An 18,789-nucleotide genomic window follows, 5' to 3' on the forward strand; every position below is an offset into this window, starting at 1 on the left:
AGACGATTGCCGATTCGGCAGTCGTCTCATTTTTTTGAGTTGGCGAGCATCCAGTCCATCGCCGCATCGGTCGTCTTCCATTTTTCCCAAAACGGGAGTTGATGGGCGAACGGGACGACCCAAAGTTCGGCCCGCTCCCCCATCCGTTCCGCGACCGCCGTCGCATGGCGCAGGCGGACTTGTTCATCATCGGTGCCGTGAATCAACAACGTCGGTGCATCCCATTCCTTGTAGAGCGGCGAGCGCTCGACATAAGCTGCACGTGCCGCTTCCGGGTCGCCCCCGGTCATACGGCGCAACATCTTCCGCATCGAACGCTGTTCTTCATACGTCCACTCGAGATTGGTCACACCCGCCCATGACGTGACGGACGTGAGCGGTCGTTCCGCGGCGAGCGACAACGCCATCATGCCCCCGCGCGAGAAACCAAGGGCATGAATGAACGTATCCGTTCGACGGACGCGATCGTAGAGAGACAGGACGTCCTCTAAATCGGCGCCACCGAAGTCCTCTTTCCCGCTTCCGCCATGGTTACCCCGGTAAACAGGCGCTACGACATGAAAACCTTTGGCAGCGAACTGCATCAACCGGGGCAAACGCACATCCCCGATGCGTCCTGTTCCGCCGCGTAGATAGAACAAGACGTGTCCGTTCGGCCGTTTCGGTGTGATCGTATAGGCGACGACGTCCTCACCGTCACGCGTCGCATACCAGCCACGATGGACCGGGTAACCGGCATATGGCGGCAGGACCTCGACCTTGTCAAACCAATTGTTTTTCATAGAGCACCTTCATCGTTTCCGGTAGCACCCGGTCTTTCATCATGAAGCTGTACCGATTGTTGCGGAGCAGATTCGTCGGCAATTCCTTCATAAGGACGGCCCCATCGGTCTCGTCGACCGCCGGATGATCGTCGAAACGTTCGATTTCGGCGAAATAAATATTTTTAATGACCGTGTCGCCGCGCCCGAGCACGCGATATTGGCCGAGATAATGGAGCGTCTTCACGACACCGCCCGTCTCTTCATACACTTCCCGAATCGCAGCATCATCCTCGTGTTCGCCGGGTTCAACTTTCCCACCCGGAAACTCGAGCCCACGCTGTTTATGCTTCGTCAGTACCCATTGATTTTCATAGCGAGCGACGACCCAGACGTGGAGCGGCGTATCCGAAAATGGATAGTGCGCAAAGCTCAACTCGACTTTATTGTGATAGTAGTCCGTGAATGTCAACATAGTCCATCCCTTTCTTTCCCCTGTCTACTCTCACTTTACCTTGTCTTCCACTAGTTTCAAACAAAAAAATAGGCCCGCCGGAGCGGACCTACTCAAAATTATTGGTTCAAGCGCTTTTCAAGCTCAGCTTTTTGCTCTTCGTAACCTGGTTTTCCAAGCAACGCGAACATGTTCGCTTTATACGCTTCAACGCCTGGTTGGTTGAACGGATTCACTCCGAGAATGTATCCGCTCATCGCGCATGCCTTCTCGAAGAAGTAGAACAAGTAACCGAGGTGGTACGGCGTCATCTCTGGCAATTCGACGACGAGGTTCGGGACTTCTCCGTCAGTGTGGGCGAGGAGTGTTCCTTCAGCCGCCTTGTCGTTGACGAATTGAATCGTCTCACCAGCGAGGAAATTCAAGCCATCGAGGTCTTGTGAATCTTCCGGCACGTTCATCGCGTGACGGACGTTCGTGACACGGATAACCGTCTCGAACAAGTCACGACGACCTTCCTGAATGTATTGTCCCATCGAGTGGAGATCCGTCGAGAAGTCGACCGCCGCCGGGAAAATCCCTTTGTTGTCTTTTCCTTCTGACTCGCCATAAAGCTGTTTCCACCACTCCGATACATAATGCAAGGCTGGTTCGTAGTTGACGAGCAACTCGATTGACTTGCCTTTCGCATACAAGGCGTTACGGACGACCGCGTACTGGTACGCTTCGTTGTCAGCCAAGTTCGGAGACGAGTATGCCGTTTGGGCATCGCGAGCACCTTCCATGAGGGCATCGATGTCGATGCCTGCTGCTGCAATCGGAAGGAGTCCGACCGGTGTGAGCACCGAGAAGCGACCTCCAACGTCATCTGGAATCACGAACGTCTCGTAGCCTTCTGCATCCGCGAGCGTCTTCAAGGCGCCACGGGCACGGTCTGTCGTCGCATAAATACGTTCACGTGCGCCATCTTGACCATACTTGTCTTCCATAAACTGTTTGAGGACACGGAACGCGATGGCCGGTTCAGTCGTCGTTCCCGATTTCGAGATGACGTTGACTGAGACGTCCTTGCCTTCGAGCACGTGGAGCAACTCCGTCAAGTATGTCGACGAGATGTTGTGGCCGGCGAAGAAGACTTGTGGTGCGTTGCGTTCTTCCTTAGTTAACACGTTGAAGAATGAATGTTGGAGCATCTCGATTGCCGCGCGTGCGCCGAGGTATGATCCACCGATTCCGACGACGACGAGGACGTCCGAGTTTTCGCGGATTCGTTCCGCAGCCGCTTTGATGCGAGCAAACTCATCCGTATCGTAGTTTGTTGGAAGGTCGACCCACCCAAGGAAATCGCTACCTGCCCCGCTGCGGTCGTGAATGACCGAATGCATTGCTTTCACGGTTTCTTGCAATTGATTGACTTCGTGTTCCCCGACGAAAGACAGGGCGTTTGAATAATCGAAACGTACAGTTGACATGTCATTTCCTCCTTATAAATCGCTCATTGACGAGCCATACATGACCCATCATAAACGGAAACGTCGGATTCGTTCAATCATTATTGCAAAATAGGCATCAAATCGCCTTATTTGCTTAATTCAAGAATTGCTGCCACGTCTTCACGTTCAAGCGTACGGAAGCGACCGAATGCGCCTCGTTTCATCGCCGAGTCGAGGATGGCGTCAAATGTCGATTCATCGATGTCATAGTCACGGAGTGAGCTTGGTGCACCGAGCTCGTCGAAGAAGGCGCGGACAGCTGCAATCGTCCGTTTCGCCGTCTCAAGATCGTTACCGGCCGGTTCAACGTTGAACACTTCCGTCCCGAGGCGTGCAAAGCGAGCGGCGTTGTCTTCTTCAAGCACGTGCTCCATCCAGCGCGGGAACAAGATTGCGAGTCCGCCTGCGTGTGGGATGTCATGGACAGCCGAGACCGCATGCTCGATGTTGTGTGACGCCCAGTCGCCCGAGGCGCCCATTTGGAGCACACCGTTCAAGGCGATTGTTCCAGCGAACAAGATGATGGCGCGCAAGTCGACGTTCTCCAAGTCATTGACGAGTTTCGGTGCCGATTCGACGACCGCTTTCAACACGCCTTCCGTCATACGCTCTTGGACCGGCGCATGGTTCGGGTGGAAGTATTGCTCGAAGCAATGGCTCATCATGTCGACGATGCCGTAAATCGTTTGATCTTTCGGTACCGATACCGTATAACGCGGATCGAGAATCGAGAACGTCGGATAGACGAGCGGGTGACCCCAACCATACTTCTCTTGCGTCTCCCAGTTCGTGATGACCGAGCCCGAGTTCATTTCAGAGCCAGTCGCTGCGAGCGTGAGCACCGTACCGAACGGGACCGCTTCTGTCGGAATGTGGTCGCGAAGCACGATATCCCAAGCGTCGCCTTCATACGGGATGGCCGCCGAGATAAGTTTCGTACAATCGATGACCGAACCACCGCCGACCGCGAGCAACGCGTCGATGTTCTCTTCGCGTGCTTTTTTGACCGCGCGACGTACCGTCTCGATGCGCGGGTTCGGCTCGACGCCTGAGAAGTCGACGTAGTCGATTCCGGCATTGTTTAACTCGGCCACGACTTCTTCGTACGTGCCGTTCTTTTTGATGCTCCCGCCTCCATAGACGAGCATCACTTTCTTGGCGTCAAGTGCCTGTAACTCGCTCGCGAGTTTTTCGATTTGATGAGTCCCGAAAATAAGTTTCGTCGGGTTTTTGTATTCAAAGTTGTGCATAATTCATCCTCCTTCGAAAATATGTAACACCTACACTATATACCCTGTTTTTTGTGATTGAAAAGCAATCAGGCCTGAGCATAGATGCGGTCGATGATTGTATGGAGCGTCACCGCCTGTTCCGCTTGCTGGTACGACGGCTCCTGACGACACGCCTCGAGAAACGTGTGAATCTGTCTCGCATACGGGTCTTCGAGCGCGAGGTGAGCCGGTGTCTTGTCGAACAACGCTCCGTGCTCTTCCGTATGGATGACGAGTGGGAACAGAGACGCCCCACCGTTCGTGCCGCGCAGTTCAACCCGCATCGTGTCCGCCGCGTCGACGTTGGCCATGAAACTCGCGTCTAAGAACAAGGATGCCCCATTATCGAACGTGACCATCGCCCGCGCCGTGTCTTCGACCGAGAACGCGTCCGCATCCCAATCGCCCATCAGCCCGACACCAGGTCGTGTCCCGAGATATTGACCGACGTGACCGACCACATCGACCGGCTTCGGATAGTCCATCAAATAGAGAGCAAGGTCGAGCATATGCACCCCGATATCGAGCAGTGCGCCGCCACCCTGTAGCTCTTTATTCGTGAACACGCCCCATCCCGGGATGCCACGGCGCCGAAGTGCGAGCGCGGTCGCGACATAGACGTGTCCGAGTTCACCGGCATCAATCATCCGCTTCAACAGTTGGGTATCGGACCGATGCCGGTAGTGGAAGCCGTAATGAAGGGTTCGCTCAGCTCGTCTGACCGCCTCTAGCATCTCGTTCGCCTCGTCGGCCGAGATGGCTGGCGGTTTCTCGCAAAGGACGTGACAGCCGGCCTCGAGTGCGGCAATGACTTGTTGTTTATGTAAGGCGTTCGGTGTACAGATGCTGACCGCATCGAGTGTCTCTTCGGCGAGCATCTCCTCGACCGTCTCGTACACCCGTTCGATTCCGAACTGCTTCGCCACCGCCTCTCCGCGTTCGCGTGTCCGATTCATAACGGCGACGACGTCTGCGCCTGCTGCGATGTATTGCGGGATATGGGCGGTTTTGGCAATCCCGCCCGTACCGATGATTCCGATTTTCATGGTCCTCACTCCTTTTCTGTACTGTTCGTGAACGAGTGGGACATTTCCTGTACAAAAAAAAGACGACCTGCACAGGGCAGGTCGTCTCAATCACTTACTTTTTGAAGTTCGTGTTTTTGATCCAGTCTTCGAGCTTGTCCTTGAGGACAGTGAAGCCTGGTGCTTCTTCTTGCTTGAAGTTTGAAGCTTCGTTGCGGCGTGGTGCGCCACGACGAGCTGGCTTAGCCGACTTCTCGCGTTTTGGAGCTTCTTGTGTCGCTTTCATTGAAAGCTTGATTTTCTTAGATGCTTCATCAACATCAAGAATTTTCACTTCAACTTCTTGACCGACTTGAACGTACTCGTTCACGTCTTTCACGTAGTCATGTGAGATTTCAGAGATGTGGACAAGACCTTGAGTCTCGTCGTCGAGTGCGACGAACGCACCGAAAGGTTGGATTCCTGTTACTTTACCTTTTAAAACTTGATCTTTTTCGTATTTTGCCATTACAAACACTCCTATGCTAAATTCATCAACTTACTATAACATACTTTTTTCGATAAAGTGTACAAATTAGTAAAAAAGATTATTTGGGATTGTTTTTGTGTTTCAAAGTCGACGGGTCGGGTAAATACAAATCAAGCAAGACTTCAAGTATTCCCCCCTGATTCCGCTAGGCTAAGGCCTAGCCCTTTTTTTGTTCAAAAACTTGTAAACGGTTGCTGCGCGGCCACATCAAACACCGTTTCCCCCATCATTTCATTTAACATGATCGCGTTTCGATACACTGCCATCCCCAAGTTCGTCGCCGCCGGACCGTGCGAATGTTCTAAATTCGTATGGGTAAATAAACCTCCCGCCAACGTCGTCTTCGTTGCAATCTGATAGCGACTATTGACGCGCCACTGCTGCTCCGCTTCCCATTCAATCTCGAATCGTTCGACCCACGTCGGGATGCGCGGTCGATAGCCGGTCGCCGCCACGACCGCATCATATTCACCCGTGAACGATTGTCCCGTATATTGTTGCGTCCCTTCGACAGTATAAACGATTTCGTGTGCGATGTGCTCGATTTCAATCTGCGTGTACAGGTTCGTCGCTTGCTCACTCCCGTCCGCAGTCCGATGATACAACAGTCCATAAATCGCTCGAAGCGTCTCAGGATTGACCCCGTTCCGGAACCGCTCGAACGCTTTTCCGATTTGATCCCGCTCCGCATAGGGCAAACGATTGAAATAGTCGACGTACGGCAAACTGAAAATTTCCTCGCCGAGCTTCCCACTCTCGAGGGATTCGAACACATCCGAGCGCGTCACCCAATCGATTCGTTGGCGCATTTTATCGGACCGGGTCAATAAATCGAGATATACCTCGGCCGCACTTTGACCGCTGCCGATGACGACGATGCGGTCGGTTTCAAGCAAGCGCTCCCGCTCCATCCGATACGAACTCGTATGGACGACGTCTTGGAAGGCGTCTGGGACGAGCGGTTCTGCTCCCGTGCCGATGACGACGTGACGTGACGACAGCACCGTTTCCCCATCAGGTGTCTCGACCGTGACGAGAAACCCATCCGCCGCCGGACGGACATCGGTGACCCGGTGCGAGAACTTGATCGTGTCGAGCGAGGCGGCGACCGATTGTAAATACCGGTTGAACTCCGTCCGCGGAATCGTCGGGCTCTCTTGGACGATGAATGTCTGCAAGCGGCCGTTCTGTTTCAAGTAATTCAAATAACTGTGACGGTTCGTCGGATCGGCAAGCGTCACGAGATCATATAAGTAATGCGTCTGCATCGTCGCCGACTCGAGCAGCATGCCTTCGTGCCACTTGAAGTCCTCCCGTTCCTCAAAACAGACACCCTTCAATGACGTCGCTTCATTGAGCGCCATCAATCCCAGATTGTACGGCCCGCAGCCGATTGCTACAAAATCCACTTGTTCCATTGACTTCACCTCGCTCGTCTTTTCCCACCTATTATACCGCTAAAACGTAAACAGACCCTCATCGCTGAGAGTCTGTTGTTGTCGTCACCTCGAACTGTTTCATAAACCGATCGATGCGACGAATCGCTTCTTGTAACTGTTCGACCGACGTCGCGTAACTGGCACGGACGAAACCTTCGCCACTCGCACCGAACGCGTTGCCCGGTACGACCGCGACCCGTTCCTCGAGCAAGAGACGCTCGGCGAACTCTTCGCTCGTCAAGCCCGTGTGACGGATTGACGGGAAGGCATAGAACGCGCCTCCCGGCACGTGCGTCGGTAATCCGGCGTCATTGAGGGCCTGGATGAAGTAGTTACGGCGCTGTCGATAGCTCTTCACCATCTTCGGTACATGTTGGTCGCGACTACGGAGCGCCTCGAGACCGCCGAATTGGACGAGTGTCGGGGCACACATCATGCCGTACTGATGGACTTTGAGCATCTCTCGCGTCACGACTTCCGGCGCGCATGTGAAACCGAGCCGCCAGCCCGTCATCGCGAACGCCTTCGAGAACCCGTTGACGACGATCGTCCGCTCGCGCATATCGTGGAGCGTCGCGAAACTCGTGAACGGCTCATCGTAAGACAGCTCGGCATAAATCTCATCGCTGACAACCCAGAGATCGTGTTTCGTCGCGAGCTCCGCAATTTCGGTGAGCTCTTCGCCCGTCATCGTGGCCCCAGTCGGATTCGATGGGAAACAGAGGAGCATCGCCTTCGTCCGTTCGGTGATGGCCGCCTCGACATCGTCCCGGTTCAAACGGAACCCGTTCTCCGGACGACAGGCGACAGGAACGACCGTCCCGCCAGCGAGTTCAATGAGCGGTCCGTATGAAACGAAGGCCGGCTCGACGACGATGACCTCGTCACCTGGGTTGAGGAGTGCCCGGAACGCGATATCGAGCGCTTGTGAGGCGCCCGTCGTGACAATCAATTCCGTCGCCGGATCATACGTCGCCCCGAACCGGTCCGTCATGTAACTCGCGATTTCTTGTCGCAACTCGAGGAGTCCTGCGTTGGCGCTATAAGCCGTATACCCTTGCTCGAGCGCTGCATAGCTCGCCTCGCGCACATTCCATGGCGTGATGAAATCTGGCTCCCCCACCCCGAGAGAGACGACGTTTTCCATCGTTTGCGCCAAATCAAAGAAGCGGCGGATGCCGGACGGCTTCATCGAGACGACTTGTTGAGATAGTGACTTCATGGCGTAATGTTCAACCGTTTGTCTTCGACTTGTGGGGTGAACAAGATGCCATCGTGTTTATACGTCTTCAGTTTGAAGTGCGTCGTCGTCGAGACGACCGAATCGAGCGGTGACAGTTTATCCGACACGAACGACGCGACGTCTTGGAGTGAGTTCGCTCGAATGACGACTTGCAAATCGTAAGCCCCTGACATTAAATAGAGCGCCGTCACTTCCGGGAAGCGATAAATCCGCTCGGCGACCTCGTCGAAACCACGGCCGCGCTTCGGTGTGACTTTGACGTCGATGAACGCCGTGACGTCGTGCCGGTTGATTTTTTGCCAGTTGACCATCGCCCGGAAACCGAGCAAAATCCCGTCCGCTTTGAACTTCTCGAGCATCGCCTCAACGGTCGCCTCGTCGGTCGCCAGCAAGTTCGCCAACAATTTCGTCTCGAGGTAGCCTTTCTCTTCGAGCAACTCGAGCAGTTCTAATTCTTTCGATGTGTACATAATTTATTCTCCTTCCGTTCTACCGGGGAACGCCCCTGTGAACGTTCTCTCTGTCTGTCTCACGTAGTCCCGTCGCTCGGCTTGAACGATATGGAAGTTTTTCATCTCCATATCGACGAGGCCGTGCTTGTGACAAAACCGATCAAAGTAAAGACGACGCGTCTCATCTTGTTTGGCCGACAGATTGTCCGTGCCGTTAAACGCGTAGAGCACGGTCGCGCGCGCGGGATGCCGAATCGTCCCGACTTCACTGACACGTAGAATGAAATCCCAGTCCCAGTAGTTATAGACATCCTCGTCGAACGGTCCAATCGTCTCGTGGAGCTGTTTGCGATACAGCGTGCCGGACGGGATGAACGTCGAGTCTTGACGGAGTCGTTCCAAATCGAGGTCGTAGGCGAACGCCTCCCAGTCGGTGACGCGGCGACGTCCATCTTCCCATATGAAGCGGAACAGTTCCGCATCCGTGAAGACGAGGTCGGCCGAGCGGATGTCCGCGAGCGCCAACTCGAGATGTGTCGGCATGAGCAAATCGTCATCGTCGAGCAATAAGATATAGTCGCCGCTCGCCTCTTGCACGCCGAGATTGCGGGCTTTGACGTGATGGTTCTCGCCAAGTTCGATATAACGAATCGACAATCGATTCAAAAAAGGCGCCAAAAGATGCTGTTTTGGCGGCCCGTCATTATTGATTACAAGTACTTCGAACTGTTGAAACGTCTGGACGACCAGGCTTTCCAGCAGCTCCGTCAGTTCCGCCTCCCGGGAATAGACCGGGATGACGATGGAAACGAGCGGGTTCATCCGCGGTAAGCAGTTTCGACGTGTGGCAAGATGGTTTCCCAGCTCACGCCATTCTCTTTTGATACCGTGACGAAATCGCCATAGGCGAATACGCTCTCCACGCCTTCGATGGCGACGAGTTTCGCGAGAAGCGGTTGGTCCGTCTCTTCGCCAGCTTTTACGCTTTGGCTTTTCGCGCCGAAGACGTTCTCAGGAAGTGTGATTTTCATTGCATTTGGATTCGGTGTTGGATCGATACGTAACATCGTGGTTCCCCCTTATAAGTGACAAGATTCTGAAGACGCGAGTAAGTGTGCCGCCATGGCCCGTGTTTCCGATTCGGTCGGACAGTCGCCGAACGCGTCTGTCAAAATCCGGCGAATCGTCTCATCCAACTCATCGATCGTGTCGATGTGGATGAGCGCCAAGGCGATATCATCAAACTCTGGTCCATACGACCCAAGCCCGTAACCGAGTGGGTCCCATGCTAATAATAAGTCTTCTGCTCTCATTTGTTAAACCCTTCTTTTTACCTTAATTTCAAATCGTACTCCCTCAATCTACCTCACTTTTCAATCCGATGCTAGTGAGCGTTCGAATTTCCCTCGTTTTCAAAAACAAGCGACCACTATATATAGTAATGAATCAGTAGTGGGAAGAAGCAGGATTTTCTCAAAAAATAACGAAGGCGACTGCCGAATGAGGTCGTTCGCTTCTCGATTGACCGCTTACATAAAAATGAATGTGCTGTCGTTTAACCGTCGCTCAAACTTTTTTTCATCTCAAATCTTATCTCAAATCGTATGACAGCGCCGTTTTTGAGTAAAAGTAATTCAAGCGTCTGCAGTTTGCCGAATGTCAAGATTGCAAAACTAAATATAGGTGATTTATGATTAAAAAGACAAGAAAACGTCAATATATAGTTAACGGATATTTATCACGTTCCGCTCACATTGACGTCGTATCGGACAAGTTCCGCTATACCTTTATAATATCTACATTCGAAGAAGGAGTGATCGTTTTGACATCCCCTATCCACCACGAGACGCTGTTGGCTGCGACGCCAACGCTCGCTGACGTCTCTACAATGATCCAATCCCTTAAACAACGCTACCCACAGCTCAGTGTTGAACGATATGAAGAACGGGCCGTTCGGGCGCTCGAAGGAAAGACACTGACACAAGATGTAGTATATGAACTCTTGACGATGCACGCCCTCGACATGTTGCAGGCAGAAGAGCCGGACTGGACGTTCGTTGCCACTGAGATGTACTTAAACCGCCTCTATTTAGAAGCGGCACGAAACCGTGGCTATGACGCCTCGATGCGTTACGGTGCGCTCTATCCGATGATTGAGACGCTCACGACAAAAGGCATCTTCACCTCGGCTTTACTCGATACGTATTCGAAAGAAGACATCGCCTACTTGGAGACGTTGATTGACCCGTCACGCGACCGCATGTTCACCTACATCGGTCTCCGGACGTTGTCGGACCGTTACCTCGGCCGCGACCATGTCAAGAACCTATATGAGTTGCCGCAAGAGCGGTTCATGGTCATCGCCATGACGCTCATGCAAAAGGAGAACGCCGACCAGCGCGTCAAGCTCGTCGAGGAAGCGTACTGGGCACTCTCGAACCTCTATATGACGGTTGCCACACCGACGCTCTCGAACGCCGGGAAATCGTACGGGCAGCTCAGCTCATGCTTCATTGACACAGTCGATGACTCGCTTCGCGGCATTTACGATTCGAACACGGACGTGGCCACACTCTCGAAAGGCGGCGGCGGCATCGGCGTCTATCTCGGTAAGATCCGCTCACGCGGCAGTGACATCAAAGGGTTCAAAGGCGTCTCAAGCGGTGCGCTCCCTTGGATGAAACAGTTGAACAACACGGCCGTCTCGGTTGACCAGCTCGGCATGCGCCAAGGGTCGATTGCCGTCTACCTCGACATTTGGCATAAGGACATCTTCGAGTTCCTCGATGCGAAATTGAATAACGGGGACGAGCGTCTCCGGACCCACGATTTGTTCACGGGCGTCTGTTTGCCAGACTTGTTCATGCGTACGGTTGAAGCCCGCGGTGACTGGCACTTATTCGACCCGCACGAAATCCGGACGGTCATGGGCTTCAGCCTCGAAGACTTCTATGATGAGACAGAGAACGGCGGTTCATTCACGGAGAAATACATGGCGTGCGTCAATACGCCTGAACTGACTCGCGTCACGGTACCGGCCATCGACCTCGTCAAACGGTATATGCGCTCACAGCTCGAGACAGGAACGCCTTACATGTTCTTCCGCGACGCCGTGAACCGCGCCAACCCGAACAAACACGCCGGCATGATTTACAGCTCGAACCTTTGCTCAGAGATCGCGCAAAACATGTCGCCGACGACAATCGATGAAGAGTACACGGAAGACGGAAAAATCGTCATCACGAAGACACCTGGTGACTTCGTCGTCTGTAACTTGAGCTCAATCGCCCTCGCCCGGGCCGTCAAATCGGACGTCCTCGAGCGACTCATCCCGATTCAAATGCGGATGCTCGACAACGTCATCGACTTGAACACGATTGAAGTGCCACAAGCGATGATCACGAACCAGAAATACCGCGCCGTCGGACTCGGCACGTTCGGCTGGCATCACTTGCTCGCACTGGAAGGCATCCGTTGGGAATCGGTCGATGCCGTCCAATACGCGGAGAAGCTGTACGAGAAAATCGCCTACTTGACGATTCAAGCCTCGATGGAACTCGCCAAAGAAAAAGGCGCGTTCGGGGTCTTCGAAGGATCGGAATGGCACACGGGTGAGTACTTCAAGCGCCGCAACTACCGCTCACACGACGAACTCGATTGGGACGGCCTCGCCGCAGCGGTCCACAAAAACGGTGTCCGCAACGCCTATATGATGGCGGTCGCTCCGAACTCGTCGACGGCCATCATCGCTGGCAGCACCGCGTCAATCGACCCGGTTTATAAGAAGGTCTACTCGGAAGAGAAGAAAAACTATAAGATTCCGGTGACGGTCCCTGACCTCAACTCGGAGACGAACTGGTTCTATAAATCAGCGTTCGAAGTCGATCAACTCTGGAGCATCCGTCAAAACGCGGCGCGCCAGCGTCACATCGACCAAGCCATCAGCTTCAACCTGTACGTCAAAAACGACGTCAAAGCGACCGAACTCCTCTCGATGCACCTCGAGGCGTGGTCGCTCGGAATGAAATCAATCTACTACACGCGTTCGACAACTGTTGAAGTCGACGAATGTGAATCGTGTGCTTCATAACGTCACGTAACAGAAAGGTGGGAACGACCATGCACATCGCCATCGTCTATAGTTCCATGAGTGGGAATACAGAAGAAGTCGCCGAGCTGATTCAGGAAAGCCACGCTAATCGGGGCGACCGCGTCGTCTTGTTCGAAGCGGACCGCATCGGCCATCGCGAAGCCCGATCGCTCGCCACGTACGACCTCGTCTATTTCGGGTCGTACACGTGGGCCGACGGCGTCTTACCGGACGAGATGAAAGACACGTTCCGGCTCGTCTTGAAAGAGCTCGACGTGCCGCTTCGCCAAGCCGCCGTATTCGGGACCGGGGACAAGATGTTCGTCCACTTCTGTCGAGCGGTCGATGAGATGGCGTACCACCTTTCGAAATACGGGATCCCCCTCGCCGGTGAAACGTTGAAAATCGAGCAATCACCGCGCAATCAACCGTACAACGTCCGTCATTGGGCCGAACGGTTGGCTAGAAACGCCGAAGAAGGAGTATATGTCCATGAACATTCAAAAGATCAAACTACTGTCGCCCAAACATCCTAACCGGGCGACAGCCATTATCGGGGGCGAGACGAGTTCCATCGTAAATTGGAACGACATCGCCTATCCACAGTTTTATACCATCTATAAGCAACTGCTCTCGAACTTCTGGATCCCGGATGAAATTTCGATGTCCAAAGACATGCAGCAATGGCCGCAGTTGACGGAGCGCGAGCAGGATGCCTTCAAACGCATCATCGGTCTGCTGTCAATCCTTGACTCGGTGCAGACGCGTTACATCCTCGAGTCATCGATGTTCTCATCGGACTCGTCGGTGCACGCCGTGCTCGCCGTCATCGCTCAGCAAGAAGTCGTCCATAACCAATCGTATAGCTACGTCCTCTCAAGCCTCGTCCCGCTCAGCGAACAAAATCGTATTTTCGATATCGCCAAGGACGACGAGATGGTCATGAAACGCAATCAATTCATCTTGGACTTATATGAGGACTTCCGCGCCGACCAAACGGCCGAGACGTTCGCCAAATCGCTCGTCGCCTCAATCATCCTCGAAGGGATCAACTTCTATTCTGGTTTCGCCTACTTCTACAACTTGGCGCGCCATCAGAAGATGGTCGGCACGTCGACGATGATCAGTTACATCCAACGTGACGAGATGCAACACTCGTATTTCGTCAGCCAGTTGCTTCGGGCCGTCTTAACGGAAAATCCGGAGATCGACGCGGACGGCAGCTTCAGCCAGTTCGTCTATGACACGATGGCGGAAGCCGTCGACCTTGAAATCGAGTGGTGTGAGTACGTGTTGCGCGACCTCGATGGGCTCGACGTCAGCGAGATGCGCGACTACGTCAAATACCTCGCCAACAAGCGCCTCCGTGTCATCGGTTTGAACGATCTGTATGAAGGGTTCAATGAAGATGTCATGCCTTGGATTCGCGCCTATTCAGACGACTCATTGAATGCTACGAAATCTGACTTCTTCGAACAGAAATCACGCTCATACGCCAAAGTCACCGACGCCAATGGCTTCGATGACCTATAAGTACAAAAAATCCCCCGACTCACGATGAGTTGGGGGATTTTTATACTGTGATGAGGTTTAGTGGTAAGCATGTACGTATTGGGCAATGCCTTCTGCGATTCCTTCTGCCATCCGTTGACGTGAAGCATTACTCCTTAAATGTGTAACGTCTTGAGGCGAGGAGATGAAACCGAGTTCGACGAGCGCTGATGGCATCGTATTATAACGAATAACATAATAGTTCGCAGTCTTGACGCCACGGCTCGTCATCCCGGACATGTTCCCCATCAAATTGGATTGGATATTTGTTGCCAGGACACGGCTTTTGCCACTGTGGGCAGATGATGACGAATAAAACGTCTCAACACCTTTGGCGTACGGTGTCGTCGCTGCGTTCGTATGCAAGCTGACGAACAAGTTGCCGCGAAGTGTCTTAGCAGTTTGAACGCGTTGATCGAGCGTCAAATAGATGTCCGTCGAGCGCGTCAACCGAACTTGATATCCATATTTCGAGCGAAGATACGTCTCGACCCGCTTTGTCACGTCAAGCACGATCGTCTTCTCATAGAGGGATCCATTGACAGCGCCCGGGTCACGACCACCGTGCCCTGCGTCGAGCACAATCACTGTCATTTTCGGTTTTGTCGTTATGGTGTGAGTCGATGCGATATAGCCCTCTTTTCCATTGTACTTAATTTTGTAAAAACCACTTTTTGAACCATAATGTTCAACTAATGTACTATGAGCAAGTTTTCCAAGAATAGTCGCTTTAGGAGATGCACTTGATCTCACATTCAATACGTCTCCCGGCGTGTTTGTGTATACACTTCCATGTGGTTTCATGATTGGAGTAGTCTGTGGTTTCTCAGAAGACAAACCCGTAGTTAATGTGTAGAATGACTCTGACCCGATGTATACAATCGACCAAGACGCGTCGTATTTACTGTATACTATTGCCGTAGATTTCGGTAATACACGAGCAATTGGAGATGCTTGAAGCGCCCGCTCATACAGATTTACACTTTGCTTTGTATAACCTTGTTCTTTTTTTACGACCGGAGGTTTTGATGCCGGTGGTTTCGCTGCCGGCGGTTTCGCTGCCGGCGGTTTCGCTGCCGGCGGTTTCGCTGCCGGCGGTTTCGCTGCCGGCGGTTTCGCTGCCGGCGGTTTCGCTGCCGGCGGTTTCGCTGCCGGCGGTTTCGAAGCAGCGCCCTTTTGTGCGATGTATGTTTTAGCAGCGTAATACGTCTTACCGTTCAAATATACTTTCGCCCAAGATGAATTGTGATTCGTGTATTGAACCGAAGTACCTTTTTTTAAAGTCTTAATGATTTTAGCCTTTGTATTAGCGGATGTACGCACATTCAAGTTGACCTTGGTGACGCCTTGCAATTTTGCCATTGGCTTAACTTTTGGGTTTGCATAGCCTGTCGTTCGTTTGATATAGGCTGAAGAAGCATAATAAACTCGATTTTTAACATATACTTTATGCCATGATTTGTTATGCGTTGCGTATTTTACTGTCGTTCCTTTTTTCAAAGTTTGAATCAATTTCCCACCTGTGCTCGGTGAGGCGCGTAAATTTAAATTAACTGTTGTTTTCCCTTCTAACGGAGCAGCTTCCGCTATCGGAATCTGGATAGAAAACAGCATGACAATAAGAATTATTACTGTTTTAAAAAAATTTATAATCATCCAAAACATTCCTTTCTACATGAGACATCAGAACTGATAACATGTTCATATTAGCATACTGCCCGCATTAAAAAAGTGAAAATTTGCATAATAAATTGAATATTTTAACAATAAGGTAAATGTATTTATTTACATTTTCCGAATCACCACAAACGTGCCCGCTTCATTATCCTCCATCTCCACGGTGAAAGACGACGGGATACCGAAATCACCTTTTATCGAATGTTCAATCAAAAATGACGGGTCAGGCTGTTGAATGACGAACCCGTCGAGACCCTCGACTTGGGCAATTTTTAAAAATCGAGCCAAGTGTTGTTCCCGCTCTCTATATCGGCTTGCCGCCTCAGAAGGTTTAGCCGCTACTCCACCCCAATAGCGTCCTTCTACATACGCCACATAGGCGCGGACCGACGCTTCCGTGATCGGGTCCGGGGTATGGTCGAAACGTCCGAAGTCCCGGGATGACTTGTCTTCGATGAGTGAGCCAATCGCTGCATATAAATCAAAGTCGTTTTGGGACGCAAGGTCGAGGACCGCTCGTTGGACAGCCTCGATATGTCGCTGCAACGAACCCGGCGTCGCGGACGCCTTCAGTTTTTTGTCCCCTTCATAGGCGTTTAAAATCCGTCCGACTTCCCCGGCCTCACGAACGAGCCGATAGTACGTCTTGTCCTGCGCCTCCTGACCATTTCCGGCCTCTTGACGCTGAAGCGTGATGGCGTACTGGTTCGCCAGACACGTCGAAATGACAAACACGTCCATCAGTTCTTCCCGTAGCGCCGATTGGTCGTTCGCATACAATGCTCCGCCGACTTCACCGACTTCTTCTAGCAGTCTGGCCAATCCCGACAGCGGCCGCCAATAGCCACCTAAATGAATAATCATTTGATCGATTCGTCGTTGTAATTCCTTCATATTTAATCACCTATCCATCCTCTATATTTACCGCTTGCGTGGTATACTATGCTCAATCCAATTGTTAGGAAAGGGGCAATGCATCGTGTCGCCAGCCAGACTATGGCAACTACTTCGTTTCCTGCTCGTCATCATCGGGCTCATCTTTGTCATCTGGGGACTGAGCGTCCTCTTCACGTACACGTATCCATTCGTGTTCGCTCTCTTGTTATCCTTGTTGACGGTCCCGCTCGTCAACTGGTTCGAGCGTGAGACCAAGTTGCCACGCGCCCTCGGCACTCTCGTATCTTTATTGATTGTCATGAGCATCGTCAGCGGAGTGATTGCCATCGTCGTGACGCAACTCATTCGCTACTTGACGATTGCCGCCGAAAAATTGCCTGCCCAGATTGAAACGTTTACCGAATACATACAACGTCTATTCAATGAAAAACTCGCCCCATGGGTCAACGATGCATACGACAGCATCCAACGACTCAACCCTGGACAGGCGAATTCGCTCGAAGGTGGCATCACCGAAATCGGTGTCCAGCTCGGCGCCGCGATCGGCGTCTTGTCCCGAGGGGTCGCCGGCTTGTTGCAGGGCATCTTGAGCGCGTTGCCGCTCGTCTTGCTCTTGTTCATCGTCATCGTGCTCGCCTGGTTCTTCATCACAAAAGACTGGCCGGACTATATGAAGTCCATCGCTCGCTTGAATGAACGAAAAGGTTTCAAAGAGTTCGAGCTCGTCATGACGAATTTGCGCTCGGCGCTGTTCGGTTACGTCCGCGCGCAATTGACGCTCATCTCGATCACGTTCGGAATCGTCTTAATCGGCATGTTCATCCTTCGTGTCGATAACCCGTTCTCGTTCGCCCTGCTAGCTGCCATCTTTGACTTGTTGCCATATCTCGGTGTCGGGACGCTGTTATTGCCGTGGGCCGCCTATGCCGCCGTCACGGGCGAATGGTTCCTCGCAATCGGGCTCGTCGTCCTCTATATCGTCGTTATCGTGCAACGCAATCTGGCCGAACCGAAAATCGTCGGCTCTCACATCGGCCTCGACCCGCTCGCCGCCCTCATCTCGATTTTTGTCGGGCTCCAGCTGTTCGGTGTACTCGGCTTCATTTTAGGGCCGGTATTGGCCGTCTTGCTCAAAGCCCTCTATAACGCCCAAGTGTTCCACTATATGTGGAAGTTCGTCATCGGGCCGACGACACCAAAAGAGCGATGACACGTCATCGCTCTTTTGTCTTCGGTACCGCCACGAACGGTGCCCCTTCAGTTTGGTCCGGATGCGTCACCATCCCGGTCGTGCCCGCCTCATAGGCGGCAACGGCCAAAATACAGGCGTCGATGATATCATCGACTTGCACGTTCGACATCTTCCATTTCCATGGTGAGCTGTTCGAATAACGGCGCAACAACTCGATCCGTTCGAGCTCTCCCGCCTCGGTCTTCTTGCTGAAGGCCGCCTCGTTCCCCGTCATGACGGCAAAACACACTTCAGGATGCGACTCGTAGACGTCCGCATCCGTGATCGTTTGAAACTCACGGATGCGCGGCACCAAGTTCCACGCCTGTTTACTGATCCCTTTTCCGACCAGTTCCCGGCTCTTCGCATTCGCCTCGGCATAGGACGCCTCCATGAGCACGTCTTGAATCGGCGGCGTGAAGATGGACGACTTCCGCTGCTTCAGTTGTGACCGCATCCAGGCATCACACGACCGGTCCGGCGCATCGATCGTCGCCAAGTCTTTCGGCATGTCGACAAAGTGGACGGCCCCTTCAATCAATAAATCTTCCAACTTTTCTGAGATGGTCAAACAGAGCGAGATGCTATCGTACGTGATTCGTACCCAGCTCCCGCTCGCGCCATCAATTCCTACTCCGACCACGTCGTCCCTCCTGCATCAAAAACAATATTCCGA

Annotated in this window: 20 protein-coding genes and 2 pseudogenes; 5 read left to right on the forward strand and 17 right to left on the reverse strand. The window is 52.7% G+C overall.

The window, feature by feature from the left end; translation table 11 throughout:
• Nucleotides 1-26 precede the first annotated feature (26 nt).
• From KNP80_RS02075 to KNP80_RS02130, 12 genes are all read right to left on the reverse strand, one after another.
• Complete coding sequence (locus KNP80_RS02075) at nt 27-782, reverse strand: alpha/beta hydrolase family protein (protein ID WP_214833472.1); 756 nt, start codon at nt 780-782, stop codon at nt 27-29.
• Nucleotides 763-1,236 (reverse strand): RNA deprotection pyrophosphohydrolase, encoded by a 474-nt coding sequence (gene ytkD, locus KNP80_RS02080; RefSeq protein ID WP_214833475.1) that lies wholly within the window; start codon nt 1,234-1,236, stop codon nt 763-765. The genes KNP80_RS02075 and ytkD overlap by 20 nt, the downstream gene beginning before the upstream one ends.
• Nucleotides 1,237-1,334: 98 nt before the next feature.
• Nucleotides 1,335-2,687, reverse strand: coding sequence for a glucose-6-phosphate isomerase (locus KNP80_RS02085; protein WP_214833478.1), 1,353 nt, complete (start codon nt 2,685-2,687; stop codon nt 1,335-1,337).
• A 107-nt stretch (nt 2,688-2,794) separates the two neighbouring features.
• The gene (locus KNP80_RS02090) at nt 2,795-3,958 is read right to left on the reverse strand and encodes an iron-containing alcohol dehydrogenase (RefSeq protein WP_214833481.1); all 1,164 of its coding nucleotides are present in this window, start codon (nt 3,956-3,958) and stop codon (nt 2,795-2,797) included.
• Nucleotides 3,959-4,026: 68 nt separating this feature from the next.
• Nucleotides 4,027-5,025 carry a Gfo/Idh/MocA family protein gene (locus KNP80_RS02095; RefSeq protein WP_214833484.1) on the reverse strand — a complete coding sequence of 333 codons (999 nt, stop codon included), beginning with the start codon at nt 5,023-5,025 and terminating at the stop codon, nt 4,027-4,029.
• Between the two features lie 94 nt (nt 5,026-5,119).
• Nucleotides 5,120-5,512, reverse strand: coding sequence for a S1 domain-containing post-transcriptional regulator GSP13 (yugI, locus tag KNP80_RS02100; RefSeq protein ID WP_016509788.1), 393 nt, complete (start codon nt 5,510-5,512; stop codon nt 5,120-5,122).
• 194 nt (nt 5,513-5,706) lie between these two features.
• Complete coding sequence (locus KNP80_RS02105; protein WP_214833487.1) at nt 5,707-6,951, reverse strand: lysine N(6)-hydroxylase/L-ornithine N(5)-oxygenase family protein; 1,245 nt, start codon at nt 6,949-6,951, stop codon at nt 5,707-5,709.
• 58 nt (nt 6,952-7,009) lie between these two features.
• The gene (locus KNP80_RS02110) at nt 7,010-8,194 is read right to left on the reverse strand and encodes an aminotransferase (RefSeq protein WP_214831942.1); all 1,185 of its coding nucleotides are present in this window, start codon (nt 8,192-8,194) and stop codon (nt 7,010-7,012) included.
• The gene (locus tag KNP80_RS02115; RefSeq protein WP_021065542.1) at nt 8,191-8,685 is read right to left on the reverse strand and encodes an Lrp/AsnC family transcriptional regulator; all 495 of its coding nucleotides are present in this window, start codon (nt 8,683-8,685) and stop codon (nt 8,191-8,193) included. The genes KNP80_RS02110 and KNP80_RS02115 overlap by 4 nt, the downstream gene beginning before the upstream one ends.
• 3 nt (nt 8,686-8,688) lie before the next feature.
• A complete protein-coding gene (locus KNP80_RS02120; RefSeq protein WP_214831944.1) occupies nt 8,689-9,489 on the reverse strand; it encodes a glycosyltransferase family 2 protein in 801 nt (266 codons plus the stop codon).
• A complete protein-coding gene (locus KNP80_RS02125) occupies nt 9,486-9,734 on the reverse strand; it encodes a NifU N-terminal domain-containing protein (RefSeq protein ID WP_021065540.1) in 249 nt (82 codons plus the stop codon). The genes KNP80_RS02120 and KNP80_RS02125 overlap by 4 nt, the downstream gene beginning before the upstream one ends.
• 12 nt (nt 9,735-9,746) lie before the next feature.
• Nucleotides 9,747-9,980, reverse strand: a complete 234-nt coding sequence (locus KNP80_RS02130) for a DUF1871 family protein (protein WP_021065539.1) — start codon at nt 9,978-9,980, stop codon at nt 9,747-9,749.
• Between the two features lie 509 nt (nt 9,981-10,489).
• Between KNP80_RS02130 and KNP80_RS02135 the strand changes: the two genes are divergently transcribed.
• The 3 genes from KNP80_RS02135 to KNP80_RS02145 are packed head-to-tail and all read left to right on the forward strand — an operon-like array spanning nt 10,490 to nt 14,290.
• On the forward strand, nt 10,490-12,757 hold the full coding sequence (locus KNP80_RS02135) for a ribonucleoside-diphosphate reductase subunit alpha (protein WP_214833490.1): 2,268 nt from the start codon (nt 10,490-10,492) through the stop codon (nt 12,755-12,757).
• A 29-nt stretch (nt 12,758-12,786) separates the two neighbouring features.
• Nucleotides 12,787-13,293, forward strand: coding sequence for a flavodoxin domain-containing protein (locus KNP80_RS02140; RefSeq protein WP_214717616.1), 507 nt, complete (start codon nt 12,787-12,789; stop codon nt 13,291-13,293).
• The gene (locus KNP80_RS02145; RefSeq protein WP_021065536.1) at nt 13,250-14,290 is read left to right on the forward strand and encodes a ribonucleotide-diphosphate reductase subunit beta; all 1,041 of its coding nucleotides are present in this window, start codon (nt 13,250-13,252) and stop codon (nt 14,288-14,290) included. Before KNP80_RS02140 ends, KNP80_RS02145 begins: the two co-directional genes overlap by 44 nt.
• Nucleotides 14,291-14,347: 57 nt before the next feature.
• On the opposite strand, the gene KNP80_RS15760 is transcribed toward KNP80_RS02145, so the two are convergent.
• Nucleotides 14,348-14,902, reverse strand: a complete 555-nt coding sequence (locus KNP80_RS15760; RefSeq protein ID WP_251132310.1) for an N-acetylmuramoyl-L-alanine amidase family protein — start codon at nt 14,900-14,902, stop codon at nt 14,348-14,350.
• Between the two features lie 39 nt (nt 14,903-14,941).
• A pseudogene (locus KNP80_RS15765) lies at nt 14,942-15,112 on the reverse strand (SH3 domain-containing protein); the annotation flags it as partial.
• A 146-nt stretch (nt 15,113-15,258) separates the two neighbouring features.
• Between KNP80_RS15765 and KNP80_RS15770 the strand changes: the two are divergent.
• Nucleotides 15,259-15,504, forward strand: coding sequence for a hypothetical protein (locus tag KNP80_RS15770; RefSeq protein ID WP_251132311.1), 246 nt, complete (start codon nt 15,259-15,261; stop codon nt 15,502-15,504).
• A 46-nt stretch (nt 15,505-15,550) separates the two neighbouring features.
• On the opposite strand, the pseudogene KNP80_RS15775 reads toward KNP80_RS15770, so the two are convergent.
• Nucleotides 15,551-15,973, reverse strand: a pseudogene (locus tag KNP80_RS15775) (SH3 domain-containing protein); the annotation flags it as partial.
• 120 nt (nt 15,974-16,093) lie between these two features.
• On the reverse strand, nt 16,094-16,879 hold the full coding sequence (locus KNP80_RS02155) for a MazG nucleotide pyrophosphohydrolase domain-containing protein (RefSeq protein WP_214717622.1): 786 nt from the start codon (nt 16,877-16,879) through the stop codon (nt 16,094-16,096).
• Nucleotides 16,880-16,964: 85 nt separating this feature from the next.
• On the opposite strand from KNP80_RS02155, the gene ytvI reads away from it, so the two are divergent.
• Nucleotides 16,965-18,092 (forward strand): sporulation integral membrane protein YtvI, encoded by a 1,128-nt coding sequence (ytvI, locus tag KNP80_RS02160; protein WP_214717623.1) that lies wholly within the window; start codon nt 16,965-16,967, stop codon nt 18,090-18,092.
• A 4-nt stretch (nt 18,093-18,096) separates the two neighbouring features.
• Here ytvI and KNP80_RS02165 read toward each other — a convergent pair whose 3' ends face one another.
• Nucleotides 18,097-18,756, reverse strand: a complete 660-nt coding sequence (locus KNP80_RS02165) for a DUF429 domain-containing protein (RefSeq protein ID WP_214831950.1) — start codon at nt 18,754-18,756, stop codon at nt 18,097-18,099.
• Nucleotides 18,757-18,789 lie beyond the last annotated feature (33 nt).

The organism is Exiguobacterium sp. E4787, from assembly GCF_018618375.1.
GTDB classification, from domain to species: Bacteria; Bacillota; Bacilli; order Exiguobacteriales; family Exiguobacteriaceae; genus Exiguobacterium; species Exiguobacterium chiriqhucha.

Bases quoted from the DNA above. Each gene is read 5' to 3' on its own strand.
- KNP80_RS02075 (WP_214833472.1), bottom strand. From the start codon at position 782: ATGAAAAACAATTGGTTTGACAAGGTCGAGGTCCTGCCGCCATATGCC.
- ytkD (WP_214833475.1), bottom strand. From the start codon at position 1,236: ATGTTGACATTCACGGACTACTATCACAATAAAGTCGAGTTGAGCTTT.
- KNP80_RS02085 (WP_214833478.1), bottom strand. From the start codon at position 2,687: ATGTCAACTGTACGTTTCGATTATTCAAACGCCCTGTCTTTCGTCGGG.
- KNP80_RS02090 (WP_214833481.1), bottom strand. From the start codon at position 3,958: ATGCACAACTTTGAATACAAAAACCCGACGAAACTTATTTTCGGGACT.
- KNP80_RS02095 (WP_214833484.1), bottom strand. From the start codon at position 5,025: ATGAAAATCGGAATCATCGGTACGGGCGGGATTGCCAAAACCGCCCAT.
- yugI (WP_016509788.1), bottom strand. From the start codon at position 5,512: ATGGCAAAATACGAAAAAGATCAAGTTTTAAAAGGTAAAGTAACAGGA.
- KNP80_RS02105 (WP_214833487.1), bottom strand. From the start codon at position 6,951: ATGGAACAAGTGGATTTTGTAGCAATCGGCTGCGGGCCGTACAATCTG.
- KNP80_RS02110 (WP_214831942.1), bottom strand. From the start codon at position 8,194: ATGAAGTCACTATCTCAACAAGTCGTCTCGATGAAGCCGTCCGGCATC.
- KNP80_RS02115 (WP_021065542.1), bottom strand. From the start codon at position 8,685: ATGTACACATCGAAAGAATTAGAACTGCTCGAGTTGCTCGAAGAGAAA.
- KNP80_RS02120 (WP_214831944.1), bottom strand. From the start codon at position 9,489: ATGAACCCGCTCGTTTCCATCGTCATCCCGGTCTATTCCCGGGAGGCG.
- KNP80_RS02125 (WP_021065540.1), bottom strand. From the start codon at position 9,734: ATGTTACGTATCGATCCAACACCGAATCCAAATGCAATGAAAATCACA.
- KNP80_RS02130 (WP_021065539.1), bottom strand. From the start codon at position 9,980: ATGAGAGCAGAAGACTTATTATTAGCATGGGACCCACTCGGTTACGGG.
- KNP80_RS02140 (WP_214717616.1), top strand. From the start codon at position 12,787: ATGCACATCGCCATCGTCTATAGTTCCATGAGTGGGAATACAGAAGAA.
- KNP80_RS02145 (WP_021065536.1), top strand. From the start codon at position 13,250: ATGAACATTCAAAAGATCAAACTACTGTCGCCCAAACATCCTAACCGG.
- KNP80_RS15760 (WP_251132310.1), bottom strand. From the start codon at position 14,902: ATGACAGTGATTGTGCTCGACGCAGGGCACGGTGGTCGTGACCCGGGC.
- KNP80_RS15770 (WP_251132311.1), top strand. From the start codon at position 15,259: ATGCTTGAAGCGCCCGCTCATACAGATTTACACTTTGCTTTGTATAAC.
- KNP80_RS02155 (WP_214717622.1), bottom strand. From the start codon at position 16,879: ATGAAGGAATTACAACGACGAATCGATCAAATGATTATTCATTTAGGT.